Here is a 12,116-nt window from a genome sequence, read left to right on the forward strand (position 1 = left end):
CAGTAAGCCTTCGCAACTTGCGCTTTTTGGCGTATATGGTAACGACCCGGGAGACTTAGAAACGAACCAGATTATTGACGTTGACAGGCAAGCCCGTCGCGATGGCGCGATTGGCCGCAATACCCGTCAAAATGGATCTGGCACCGTCCACGTGGTTAGCAGCGCGATGGAACGGATCTTCAACAGGCTCTCCAAACAGATCATTCAGCAGAACCGGGTCACCTCCGCCATGTCCACCTGCTTTCTCTTCCACTTCAACCTCATATGGCGCATCAAACATTGGAAGAACCCGCAACGTTTTACCGATTAATGCACCTTCTTTACTTTTGTCACCCAATGAATTGACATAGGATTGCTCCACAATGTTCATTTCAATCCGGCCTTTGGTGCCATTAATGGCAATGCGGTAACCTTCCCATGGCTGGTAGGCGACGAGGGAGTACGTCAGAATCGCTTTGTTCCGATACTTCACAAGAACACCCATCGTATCCTCAATGTTGATGCCATCCCCAAATACGCTCTGATCCCGCTGATAACCATCTTCTGATTCGGCATCCAGATACATGGACTTCATATGAGCATCCGAATCCAAATGCAGTGCAAAAGGATCTTCTTTCGCGATCGGATTGCCGGTTGCCCGATTGTAGAACTGCGTTACACCGCGTTCTTCTGCATTTTCTCTGCCGTAATACATCAGATCACCAAATGCAAACACGGTATCTGGCTGTGAGCCAATCCAGAAATTCACCAAGTCGAAGTGATGGGTGGATTTGTGCACAAGCAGTCCGCCGCTATTACGCTTGTCCCGATGCCAGCGGCGGAAATAATCTGCCCCATGGCGGGTATTCAGCAGCCATTCGAAATGAACGGAAGTAACTTTCCCGATGGTATCATTCAAAATAAGTTCCCGAATCTTAGTATGGTGCGGTGCATAACGGTAGTTAAAGGTTACTCTGACGTTCTGGCCAGTCCGCTTGACGGCATCCAGAATCTCCTGACATTTCTCCTCATCGATGGTCATCGGTTTTTCGGTGACAACGTCACAACCCAGTTCCATCGCACGAATGATGTACTTGTGATGGGTGCGGTCAACGCTGGTTACGATGACATAGTCAGGCTTCTCGTTTTCAATCATCTGATCAAATTGATCTGCAGTATAGGTGGGTACCTCGGGATAATTGTACTTTTCCTTTAACAGTTGATTAGCGTAGTTCATACGGACTTGATTTATATCGCAAAAGCCGACAAGCTCGGATGTATCCCTGTAATCCCGGGTCAAAGCACCATAAAAAAATTCAGCGCGGCCGCCGGTTCCGACTAATACATAACGTTTCTTGTTACTCATGTCTATCGCCTCCTTGAATATAGCTCTAGACTATAACAAGGGAGTACTTCTTTCGCCGCATTTTATGCGTAACCGCTTTCAAATGCCGCATATTTTGCTATAATTTATGGAAAGGAGAGAGGCCGACATGACAGAACCTTTCAGTGCAGATTTTCATGATCCCACGGATTTACTACATATCGAATATGATCGTCGCATTGGATACTTCTCGATGACGGATGACCACCTGCATGATCATTATGAGTTGTATTACCTGTTGTCTGGCGAGCGTATCTATTTTATTAAGGACCGGACCTACCGGGTAAAGGCTGGTGATCTGGTGTTTGTTGACCGAAATACGGTTCATAAAACATTGGAGAGTGGCATGCCTGACCATGAGCGGATGGTGCTGTATTTGAAGCCTGAGCTTTTTGCAGCCATAGCTATTTCCGCGGAGTTAGTTGAAGGCTTGAAGGAACCCTTCTGCTGGGAGATTCCTATTGTAAGGTTTCCTTCACAGGTCACGGAGGTTCTAAAACGGATGGTTAGCGAAATGGTGGATGAAATGCTTTGTCCTCAACCTGGAAGCAACCTGTTGCTCCGTCACCGGGCTATTGAATTATTGCTGCATGCCTATCGGAATCAACACTTGGGCAGGTTAAGCTCCGATGATCGTGAGCCGGTTCTTCATCCCAAGACACAGGCAGTTGTTCGTTACTTGAATGAGAACTATCAGAAGCCACTGACATTACCGGAGGTGGCGGGCATGTTTCGCATTAGTCCGCATTACCTGAGTCGATTGTTCAAACAAACGACGGGCTTTACCTTCAGTGATTATCTGAATCTGTTACGGGTGAAGGAAGCACAGCGTTTACTGCGAGAAAGTGAAGAATCCATCACGGACATCGCCTGGCTTGCGGGGTTCAGTAACTTCTCTCATTTTGGCAAGATGTTCAAACGTACCGTTCAGGTATCACCAAGAGTCTACCGACAGGAATACAAGGAATCGGGTTCCGTGAGGACCATAAAAGAGGGAGAGAATATAAAATGATTGAAGCAAGATTAAATGAACTGGGGATCATTTTACCACAGGCCAGCGCGCCCGCAGCAAAATATGCCAATGCCGTTATTGTCAATGGAATCATGTATGTATCCGGGAAAGGACCGGATACCTCTGAACGCGGCAAACTGGGATCAGACTTCACAACAGAACAGGGATATGAATTTGCCCGAAACGCCGGACTGGAGGTGCTCGCTGTCGTTCGAGATGTGCTGGGTTCACTGGATCGGGTGAAGAGAGTGGTTAAAGTGCAGGGCTTTATCAATGCGTCCGCTTCATATCAGGAGCATCATAAGGTTCTGAATGGGTTCTCGGATCTGATGATGGAGGTATTCGGGGAACAGGGAATACACGCCCGTTCAGTATTCGGTGCAGTTTCTGTGAGGGACAACTTGCCGATGATCATAGATTCCATATTTCAAGTGGAGGAGTAGGTATAACGATGGCAGAGTCGTCTTCATTTAATCCGATCATGTTAACGATACCCGAGAGCTTCCATACGGAACGCCTCACGATTCGAGCACCGCAGTGGGGGGATGGCGCAGCCGTTAATGAAGCGGTCCGTGAGAGTGCGGAGCAGCTGCGGTTGTGGTTACCTTTTGCCGAGAAAATCCCTTCATTGGAAGAGTCTGAAGTGACTGTTCGCAAAGCAAGGCTGAAAGATCTGGAACGTACCGACATGATGTTACATTTGCGTGATAGACATACGGATGATTTCGTAGGTAGCAGCGGGCTACATCGTATTGACTGGAATGCACGCTGTTTTGAGATCGGTTACTGGATTCGATCATCGCGAACTGGTGAGGGTTTGATGACAGAAGCGGTAAAAGGCATTGAGCAATTTGCCATTACTCATCTGGAGGCGAACCGGCTGGAGATCCGCTGTGATGCCCGCAATGTGCGAAGTGCCAAAGTAGCCAAACGAGCGGGTTATACGCTGGAAGGTATATTGCGCAAGATGCGGCGTGACAGTACAGGTACGCTGGTCGATTGTATGGTTTTCTCCAAAGTCAGAGGCAGTGAGTTTGGGTAAAGGGAGGACAGGTATGGAGCGAATCGGTCAGGGAAGAACTGCGGAGATCTATACGTATTCGAACGAGTACATTATGAAGTTATATCGAATGGATTTTCCTCACGAAGCCGTCCAGAATGAATTCAGAATAAGTGAGTTGGCATACAAAAAAGGACTCCCCGTCCCACAGGCAGTATCCTTGATAGAACATACTACGTCGCGTGCTGGCATTGTTTTTGAGCGGATCCAGGGGATTACCCTGTTATCACTTATCATTCAGCAACCGGAGTTGCTGGAGCAGCTGGCGTTTAAAATGGCTGACTGCCATTACAGACTTCATTGCGAGCGAGATGATGAAGGGACGCTCCCCTTACAGAAGCAGATTTTATCGGGAGCGATTCGCAATGTTCGATTATTGTCGGAGGACGATCAAGCGCGAGTCCTTTCTTACTTAACAACATTGCCTGATCAACAGCAGATCTGTCATGGCGATTTTCACCCTGATAATGTTATGCTCAGTGAGGCTGGCGATCAATACTGGGTCATCGATTGGATGACTGGTATGTCCGGTGATCCTGCGGGTGATGTGGCTCGAAGCTGGGTAATATTAATGAGCGGCACATTACCGGAAGATACAGATCCTGCTATACGAATGGGTTTTGAAACGGCTCGTGAATCGCTGGTCGAATATTACATCCATCATTATATGCAACTTTCCGGGATTACACGTGAAGTAATAGAGTCCTGGATGCTGCCAGTTGCTGCCGCGCGTCTTGACGAGGATTTGCCTGCTCAAGAGGTGGAACAGCTGCTCAAGTTTGTTCAGGAACGTATTCGTCGGTTAGACGAATCTAACTATATTATATAAAAAGGGTAGAGAAAGAGGGGACTTATTCATGCTGCATTCATTAAAGGCCATACAATCATACAAGTCAGGAAACACGCCGGAAGACCAGCAGCAATGGTTGCAACTGCTGGCAGCAGCGGAGAAGCCCCATATTAACCTCGAACGCATTCATTCCATTGCCGAACTTGAGGGAACAAATCCGGTGTTGGATTACACCGAACGTACACTGCAAGTGCTGGAGAAACTTCAGGTTTCTTTTTGGGTAAGAGAAGTTCTGGAGGACGTATTAATCTGGTCAGAGACGGCGAAGGCCGGATCTCGGGAGCAGCGGCGGGTATGGCAAAAGCAGGGCGTTAACCTGTTTGTACACAATGTGGGGTCCGCTCAGTTATATGATCTATACACAGGGACAGACCACCTGGATAATGACATAGGTAAGACCAAGGAGACAAGTATAAATCAACCTGGATCTCCGAGTGGTGCCCAAAGTAAGAGTACAGATATAAGCGAGCATACTGTGCTGACTTCACACACACCAAGGCATGAGATTATTCGTACTCTAATTGCTACACATGGACTTATTGGTCAATACATACGCGGTGAGATTCCATTTGCCGAGAATGCTCCGCTTCACGCCTTGATTGTCAAAGGATGGCTTACTACAGATGAACTGCACACCATACTGATGGCATTAAATGAATGCATTATTGCAGGCGTTGATCCAGCGTTATGGGTTCAGGTTCAGGCTGAGGTACAGCGAATTGTAGGCTGGATTATCGCTGGACCGGATCATGAGGACTGGAGCGTGAAGGAACGGTTATCCCGCTTAAGAAGTTCATCCATTCGGCAGGGAGAAGCTATGGATACGGCTTACGCCAAGCTCCAAACGGAACTGGATCTAGAACAGACGCTGGCTCCACTGGCTCATCGCACATTATGGTATGTGGAGTCGGCCATGCAGGATTTTTCGTTGCAGGAGATGGTGAAGGTGTTCCTGTTGGCGCTTCGCAGCGAAAGTATGAATCCAACATTTATGGAGAGTCGATCTGAAATCGTTCGCCATATTAGCTTCGAACCATTGATGAATACGATGTATTACGACTACAAGGGTGTCAAGAAGCTCAATATTTACAAGAAACGAATGATTGAAAAATATTTGGAACAGTATACATGGGAACAGATTACGGCAGGGGAGCAGATCGTCTATCCCCATCTAACACATCGCATTGAGCGTCATGCGGATCTGCCCGATACACTGTTTGTGACCTTCGAATTTTCCCCAGCGGCTGAGAAGCTGATTGCATTCTGTATTGAAGCGGAAAAGTCACCATTATACGAGAAAGCTGTATTGCTGTTATTTGACCTGTTCGGATTACGCCGGGATGCCTATGACCGTTTCCACAACGAAGAGACGTATTTATCCGATATGAACAGCTCCGGTGATTACAAAAAAGTACTGCTTGACTATATCGTTGGTAAACGGGTACTGGATATTGGTCCAGGTGGAGGAATTCTGCTGGATCTGATTGAGCAGGAAAAACCTGAAGTGGAGCCGATAGGTATCGATATCTCAGCCAATGTCATTGAAGCGTTGGAACGCAAAAAACAGCGTGAGGGACATCGCTGGCAAGTGATGAAGGGCGATGCCCTGCAACTGGAGCAATATGTGCAGCCGGGCACTGTGGATACGGTTATTTTTTCATCCATTCTGCATGAACTATATTCATATATTGAACTGGACGGTAGAAGATTTAATTCTGATACGGTTGTGGCAGCGTTGAGAAGTTCATTCCGTGTGCTGTCACCTGGAGGAAGAATTCTGATTCGGGATGGCATCATGAGTGAACCGGAGGCACAGAAGCGCCGGATTCGTTTTCTGGAACCGGATGGGATGCGCTGGCTGGAGCGGTATGCAGAGGATTTTCAGGGACGTGCAATTCAATATGAGCGGGTCTCAGACAATGAGGTCGTATTGCCGATCAACGATGCGATGGAATTTCTCTATACCTATACGTGGGGGGAAGAGGCATACGTCCATGAAATTCAGGAGCAGTTCGGTATATTCACGTCAACAGCCTATGAGAACTGTATTCGAGAAGCGCTGGGTGAACAAGCCGACATTATTACGTTACGACATTTCCTTCAGGAGGGTTACACGGAGGCACTAGGTGAACGAATTATCTTTATGAGGGAAGATGGAGAACCTGCGCCTTTGCCAGACAGTACCTGCCTGATTGTCATTGAGAAGAAGAAAGGATTGGCGGATGGATGATGAGCGAGGCCAGCACGGTTTTGTATTTTGTTAGACATGCGGAGTCACGGTATGTTGAAGGACAGGAACGCGAGCGTGGACTAACAGAGCAAGGTCATCAAGATGCGGGAACGGTTGCCAGTCTGCTCCATGGGGAGCAGATTCAACTGTTCTATTCTAGCCCTTACAGGCGAGCGGTGGATACGATTCAGATTCTGGCAGATCGGTCAGGTGGAATTGTGGTGACAGAGGAAGATCTGCGTGAACGCCAGTTATCGAGTTCGGATGTGAGGCATGATAATTTTCGTGAAGCCAAGCAACGATTGTACCGTGATCCTACGTATGCGTATCCTGGAGGAGAGTCTGGTGAACAGGCTCGCTTAAGAGCAGTAACGGCGATCGAGAAAATTTTGGATAAACATGTGGGTCACAAGGTAGTCATCGGAACCCATGGAGATGTCATGACGCTTATTTTACAACACTATGATTCTTCCTACGGTTATGATTTCTGGGAAAGTACTACGATGCCGGATATCTATAAGTTGCGGTTTGATGGAACGCGCAAGTTGGTCCAGGTCACCCGATTGTGGGAGTGACAGAGTTATATATGAGAAATGTATTAACCAGAATGATAGTGGAGAGGAGTGAGTTGGACGGATGAAAATTACGCTTTTGCCTGATACATACTTTATTGAAAATCTAAGCGTATCTTCATTACAGGATAGAATGTACTGCATATTTGATCTCGAAGGGACAGGCATTAATCCTGTGGTGGAGAGTGTGACTCAATTTGGTGCGATGCATTACCAGAGAGGTCAACAATGTAATACAACATTTTCTTCACTTGCACGTGCGAACAAACCTATACCAGAACCTGTGGCCAAGTTAACAGGCATTTCGAATGAGGATATGTTGGAAGCTCCTTCGTTTGTAGAAGCATTTCAGACCTTTCAGGAATTCATAGGGGATAACGTCCTGGTGACACAAGCCGGATATGAGTATGACCTGCCCATCTTGAAGCGGCATTGTGATGAGTATGGCCTCCCGATGTTGACCAACCCGGTGCTAGATACAAAAGCGATGTTTACCTATATTCATCCTGAGATTACCGAGGTCGTCTCAACGGATTTTCTGATTGGGTATTATGATCTGAATACAGATGGAATTCACAGGCACAATGCTTTGGCAGATTGTAGTGTGATCGCTGATATCTTTGAATGTATTCTTAGCGAATATGAGAAACTTCAATTGAATCATTTTACTGCCGATCCCAAGCAGATGATGAAACGTTTCGTTATACCAGAGATGTATCTGACATGATAAGGAACTGGAGGAGAGATCAATGAGCAGAACGGATGTGGAGAAGCTACTGTTGGATCTTAACGAGGGACGGATTCTGACCCAGCAGACATTCGAAGGACTGGATGTGGAAGTTTACCTGGACGAAAGGGATGCCTCTGTATTTGCTGACGAGTGGATGCAAGCTTTTGAACGATGGGCTCGAGTTACAGCGGTGGCTGAAGAAGAGGTGCTGCGCGCATGCAGGGAACAGGCTTTCAAACAAACTTTAGCTCTCACCGGCGAACCTGAGTTAGCGGGGTATGTAAGTGATGATATCGGTTTAATTGGCGCTGCACTGTTACAGGATGTGGTACATGAACCATTTGTTAATGAACTGTTGGAAAGTTATCGTCAAGGCAGGTTGCCCCTGCGATAAGCGGGGGAGGACCAACAGGGCTGTTTTCGTTTGTATAAAAAAACAGCATCAAATGTACATTGTGGGTCGGCTGAGGCATAAGGTACAATTCACCTAAGCAATCGATGAGAATGATAATCATTATATGTGAAACATTCTCACGGTTACATCAACAGATCACATAGGGGTGAAGGGTAACATGGTAGGTTTAGTTAAAGGTTTCAAAGGGTGGACAATTACATTACTGCTCATGGGTCTGGTTATTTCAGGATGTAGTACAAATACCGCTACGAATGCGGAACAGACTCCTGCAACTGAAACTGAAAGTGCAGCTTCTGGAGAAAATACTTCTGGAAACGAGACAGAGCCTGCGACACGAGTTGTACAGGATGAATTTGGAGATGTGACGATTCCGGTTCAGCCACAGCGGATTGCTGGAATATATGTGGAAGATTATCTGAAGGCGCTCGATATTACACCAGTCGTGCAGTGGTATAATCCGATGTGGGGCGTGCAGGATTATCTAGAACTGGATGTTCCGAAATTTGATACTACAGGGAGTATTGAGGCTTTGTTGGAATATAATCCGGATCTTATTATTGTAGATGGTGGAGCGGATGCGGAGAAATATGAGATGTATTCCAAGGTGGCACCGACGTATCGTCTGCCTGAGAGCGTACTGCAGGATTCGAATCAAGTTTTGAAAACCATTGCCGATGTTGTAGGGAAACCGGAAAAGGGTGAAGAAGTTGCTGCGGCATTTGAGGCCAAGATTGCAGATGCTAAGGCGAAGTTGCAGGAAGCGGTTGGAGACGAGACTGTCGCAGTTGTCCGGCTGAATGTTAACGATGACACACTGGCGTTGTTCGGTGTGAAGAATCGATTTACCGGATTTATTTATTCCGAGCTTGGTCTAACACCACATCCTCTGGTTAGCAAGATGGAAGAATATCAGGAAATTCTGTCTGAGGAGGCCGTGCCGCAACTTGATGCAGATCATCTTATTATTTTCCCTTCCAATGGAGAATGGTCTTCTCCTGAGAACAAGGAAGCCTTGAAGGTACTTGACAGCAAATTGTGGAAATCTCTTCCGGCCGTTAAGAACAATCAGGTGTACATCATGGAAAGATCACATTGGCAATCAGGTGCGATTACAGCGAATTCCATGAAAATAGATGATATTTTGGAAAAAATGACTCCATAAGAATAATCTCATAAGAAAGAAAGTTCTTCAGCAGGGTTGAAGAGCTTTCTTTTTTCGTATACACTATTTTAAATGATAATAATTCTCAGTTAAGGACGATGAACATGTGCCACACCATAATACAACTGATCCCCAAGCCCTGGCTATGCTCACTTCAGCATATGGAATACGTAGATCACCATCAATCTCATATCGATAAACGTTTGTTATACAGAATGTCGACTTCACACTCCATATTTGTTGTAACGTCTGGGAAAGGTTCAATAGTTTGCTCAGATCGGGAATCTCATCTGGAGAAAGGAATGATTATGTTTGTTCCGGCTGGAACATCCGTTAAAATAGAAGGTTCGCCTTGGACAGAAAGTGAATTGCAGTACTATAAGCTTGATCTGATGGTGGCTGAGTTAAGCGAAGAGACTTCGAACGCTTTGTCTAGAAGAAACACGGGGGAGCAGCAGGAACATTCCCAAAGTCCAGATTCTCCGACATTATTACCGCTTATGCAACTCAGCTACAGTCCGTGGAGTTCCTGTCTGGAAGCCTTGGAACAAATACTGCGTCAACAGGTCACTGACGATTGGCTGGAGCAATGGGAGGTACAGCTTCGTTTCCAGGAGTGGTTCCGTGCCTTGCTTCGCCAGAGTGTCCCCGAAACAGAAGTACCCGATGACCGTGCCCGTCTTCAAAGTTCAATTCGTTATATTGGCGACCACTATGATCAGACCATAACCGTGGATGAGCTCGCAGCAGATATTGGTCTAACAAGAGCCAGCTACACTCGGCAATTCAAAAAAATTACGGGTAAGCTCCCGCTTGAATATGTAAATGCGGTTCGGCTTGAACGCTCGAAGCAACTATTGCAGCTGACGGATGATCGCATCCATGAAATTGCTCAAAATGTGGGATTTAGCAGCGAGTATTATTTTGGTCGCCGTTTCAAGCAATATGCTGGTATTTCACCTGGGTTATACCGCCGTCATCACCGTCAAGAGGTTCGTGTCTTTGCTCCGTATCTAGAAGACTTTGTGTTGGCTCTTGGCGTAAAACCCGTATTGCAATGTTCGCATCATTCCTGGGGAAAACAGCAATATTTGGGGTTGGATGACGTACCTGAATTTGATGTGAGCCAGCAAGATGCGCAGTTTAATCTGGATAATGTACCTGATTTTATCATGTTGAACAAGGGACATGATCGATGGAATCTGGACCGTTTTGAGCAGGTAGCACCTACATTTTACGTAGATCATCTGGGAGAGGACTGGCGCTCCATTTTAAGATCGACAGCCGATGTTTTAGGGAAGGTGAATCGGGTTCAAGATGTAATTGGTGCGTATGAGGACAAGGCATCAGAGGCTAAGAGTCGGTTATCGCGTTATATGCGTGGAGAAACCGTAGCTTTTTTGCGTATATCCGCGTCGGATATTACTCTCTATGGGGATCAGCAGGGCTATGTCGGACCTGTAATTTATCAGGATCTTGGACTGACTCCGCACTCCCGTGTGCAGCAATGGACAAGACACGAGCGGAGGATTTTCATTGGATTGGACCAGTTAAGTCAGCTTCATGCGGATCACTTGTTGATTACATTTGACACTGGAAATTCTGCTAAACCTGGAGATGAGCGCGAACTGCTCAACAGGGACGAATGGAAGCACCTGCCTGCGGTGAAGAGTGGCAATGTGTACGAAGTGGATTTCATGAGTTGGATGAACTATGGTGTGATCTCTCATGGGAAGAAAATTGAGGATGTATTGCGGTTCATGGCTTGAGGGATGGGAGCTAAAACTACAAACAAGCTGGTTCAATAATTAAATTAAACTCGAAGCAAAATCAAAAAAAATGTTCCACTAATCTGATTTATTGTATGATATAGGAAAAATAGAGATTCAAGAAAGGAACTTCCTATGCGGAAAAAAATCTGGGCCTCAATTTTAGTAGTAGCTGTTATTGGGATGATTCCTGTTACAGCAATATCGACGACTGCGGTCGCCGAATCGCATGAAATTTCGGGTGAAGATCTTCCTGAAAGTTTAAGATATGATTCTAACCATCCAGATGTAATTTATGTGAAGGATTGTGGGATCTTCGAAAAAGTTGATTCGAGTTTAGTAGATTACGGCGAAGAAGAAGTTGTTTTCGATGATGTACAAAAGGTAACAGATAAAACGAATGTAATTGTTGCTTATGATGCAACTTACGTCAAAAAAGGTGAATGGGAATAGCAAATTCATCACTTTACAATTTAGGAGCGCAAGAAGATGTTTTTTCTTCTTGGGCTCTTTTTATATCCAATAAAAAAATAAAATTTCAAGAATTCGACCTAAGCATGAAAGAAGTAAATGATTTCATCGACTGGTATGAAGCCAAGCAAGCGGGAAGCGGAAAAGCTTCGTATGCGATCGATAAACACGACAATAACAAAGGACCTTTTAAGAGTCGGAAGGATTATATCCTGTTTGATCGGGTGCTGACGTTTGAGGTAAGTGAATACTAAAAAATATGAAGTTCCTTCAGCTTAGGCTAAAGGGGCTTCTTTTTGCTTCACAGTGATGAATGAGCCAATGCAACTACCCGAAAGGCTTGTTTTAACTTATTTTAGTGTAGCGTTTACAAAAAAACTGGATAACGAGCACAAAATGCAAAAGCGGATGTCCTTGACTGAACGATTGTGACATACCATTAGAATGAAGGCTGATCTGTAACGCAGAGTTTGAAGTCTTCA

General features: G+C 45.8%; 12 protein-coding genes and 1 pseudogene. 12 read left to right on the forward strand and 1 reads right to left on the reverse strand.

Going from position 1 to position 12,116, the window contains the following annotated elements; translation table 11 throughout:
- Positions 1-55: 55 nt before the first annotated feature.
- Positions 56-1,345, reverse strand: a complete 1,290-nt coding sequence (locus tag QNO02_RS12305) for a Gfo/Idh/MocA family oxidoreductase (protein ID WP_289392177.1) — start codon at positions 1,343-1,345, stop codon at positions 56-58.
- A gap of 127 nt (positions 1,346-1,472) precedes the next feature.
- On the opposite strand from QNO02_RS12305, the gene QNO02_RS12310 reads away from it, so the two are divergent.
- The 12 genes and pseudogenes from QNO02_RS12310 to QNO02_RS12365 all read left to right on the forward strand — a co-directional run.
- Positions 1,473-2,375, forward strand: coding sequence for an AraC family transcriptional regulator (locus QNO02_RS12310; protein ID WP_289392178.1), 903 nt, complete (start codon positions 1,473-1,475; stop codon positions 2,373-2,375).
- Entirely contained in the window at positions 2,372-2,818 is a 447-nt protein-coding gene (locus tag QNO02_RS12315; RefSeq protein WP_289392179.1) for a RidA family protein, read from the forward strand. Before QNO02_RS12310 ends, QNO02_RS12315 begins: the two co-directional genes overlap by 4 nt.
- Positions 2,819-2,826: 8 nt before the next feature.
- Positions 2,827-3,417, forward strand: coding sequence for a GNAT family N-acetyltransferase (locus QNO02_RS12320; RefSeq protein ID WP_289392180.1), 591 nt, complete (start codon positions 2,827-2,829; stop codon positions 3,415-3,417).
- 13 nt (positions 3,418-3,430) lie between these two features.
- Positions 3,431-4,264, forward strand: a complete 834-nt coding sequence (locus QNO02_RS12325) for an aminoglycoside phosphotransferase family protein (protein ID WP_091031452.1) — start codon at positions 3,431-3,433, stop codon at positions 4,262-4,264.
- 28 nt (positions 4,265-4,292) lie between these two features.
- The gene (locus tag QNO02_RS12330; RefSeq protein ID WP_289392182.1) at positions 4,293-6,515 is read left to right on the forward strand and encodes a class I SAM-dependent methyltransferase; all 2,223 of its coding nucleotides are present in this window, start codon (positions 4,293-4,295) and stop codon (positions 6,513-6,515) included.
- Positions 6,512-7,090 (forward strand): histidine phosphatase family protein, encoded by a 579-nt coding sequence (locus tag QNO02_RS12335; protein ID WP_349654648.1) that lies wholly within the window; start codon positions 6,512-6,514, stop codon positions 7,088-7,090. The genes QNO02_RS12330 and QNO02_RS12335 overlap by 4 nt, the downstream gene beginning before the upstream one ends.
- A 61-nt stretch (positions 7,091-7,151) precedes the next feature.
- Positions 7,152-7,814, forward strand: coding sequence for a 3'-5' exonuclease (locus QNO02_RS12340; RefSeq protein WP_091031447.1), 663 nt, complete (start codon positions 7,152-7,154; stop codon positions 7,812-7,814).
- A 22-nt stretch (positions 7,815-7,836) separates the two neighbouring features.
- Entirely contained in the window at positions 7,837-8,211 is a 375-nt protein-coding gene (locus tag QNO02_RS12345; RefSeq protein ID WP_289392184.1) for an immunity protein PIM1 family protein, read from the forward strand.
- Between the two features lie 178 nt (positions 8,212-8,389).
- Positions 8,390-9,394, forward strand: coding sequence for an ABC transporter substrate-binding protein (locus tag QNO02_RS12350; RefSeq protein ID WP_091031442.1), 1,005 nt, complete (start codon positions 8,390-8,392; stop codon positions 9,392-9,394).
- A gap of 302 nt (positions 9,395-9,696) precedes the next feature.
- Complete coding sequence (locus QNO02_RS12355) at positions 9,697-11,163, forward strand: helix-turn-helix domain-containing protein (RefSeq protein WP_353959110.1); 1,467 nt, start codon at positions 9,697-9,699, stop codon at positions 11,161-11,163.
- Between the two features lie 135 nt (positions 11,164-11,298).
- Positions 11,299-11,616, forward strand: coding sequence for a hypothetical protein (locus tag QNO02_RS12360; protein ID WP_289392186.1), 318 nt, complete (start codon positions 11,299-11,301; stop codon positions 11,614-11,616).
- A gap of 86 nt (positions 11,617-11,702) precedes the next feature.
- Positions 11,703-11,888, forward strand: a pseudogene (locus QNO02_RS12365) (hypothetical protein); the annotation flags it as partial.
- Positions 11,889-12,116: the final 228 nt, after the last annotated feature.

Source organism: Paenibacillus sp. PK1-4R, from assembly GCF_030369595.1.
Taxonomy (GTDB): domain Bacteria; phylum Bacillota; class Bacilli; order Paenibacillales; family Paenibacillaceae; genus Paenibacillus.

What these genes read in the sequence shown, in the direction of transcription:
- QNO02_RS12305 (WP_289392177.1), bottom strand. Translation starts at nt 1,345, where the DNA reads ATGAGTAACAAGAAACGTTATGTATTAGTCGGAACCGGCGGCCGCGCT.
- QNO02_RS12310 (WP_289392178.1), top strand. Translation starts at nt 1,473, where the DNA reads ATGACAGAACCTTTCAGTGCAGATTTTCATGATCCCACGGATTTACTA.
- QNO02_RS12315 (WP_289392179.1), top strand. Translation starts at nt 2,372, where the DNA reads ATGATTGAAGCAAGATTAAATGAACTGGGGATCATTTTACCACAGGCC.
- QNO02_RS12320 (WP_289392180.1), top strand. Translation starts at nt 2,827, where the DNA reads ATGGCAGAGTCGTCTTCATTTAATCCGATCATGTTAACGATACCCGAG.
- QNO02_RS12325 (WP_091031452.1), top strand. Translation starts at nt 3,431, where the DNA reads ATGGAGCGAATCGGTCAGGGAAGAACTGCGGAGATCTATACGTATTCG.
- QNO02_RS12330 (WP_289392182.1), top strand. Translation starts at nt 4,293, where the DNA reads ATGCTGCATTCATTAAAGGCCATACAATCATACAAGTCAGGAAACACG.
- QNO02_RS12335 (WP_349654648.1), top strand. Translation starts at nt 6,512, where the DNA reads ATGATGAGCGAGGCCAGCACGGTTTTGTATTTTGTTAGACATGCGGAG.
- QNO02_RS12340 (WP_091031447.1), top strand. Translation starts at nt 7,152, where the DNA reads ATGAAAATTACGCTTTTGCCTGATACATACTTTATTGAAAATCTAAGC.
- QNO02_RS12345 (WP_289392184.1), top strand. Translation starts at nt 7,837, where the DNA reads ATGAGCAGAACGGATGTGGAGAAGCTACTGTTGGATCTTAACGAGGGA.
- QNO02_RS12350 (WP_091031442.1), top strand. Translation starts at nt 8,390, where the DNA reads ATGGTAGGTTTAGTTAAAGGTTTCAAAGGGTGGACAATTACATTACTG.
- QNO02_RS12355 (WP_353959110.1), top strand. Translation starts at nt 9,697, where the DNA reads ATGATTATGTTTGTTCCGGCTGGAACATCCGTTAAAATAGAAGGTTCG.
- QNO02_RS12360 (WP_289392186.1), top strand. Translation starts at nt 11,299, where the DNA reads ATGCGGAAAAAAATCTGGGCCTCAATTTTAGTAGTAGCTGTTATTGGG.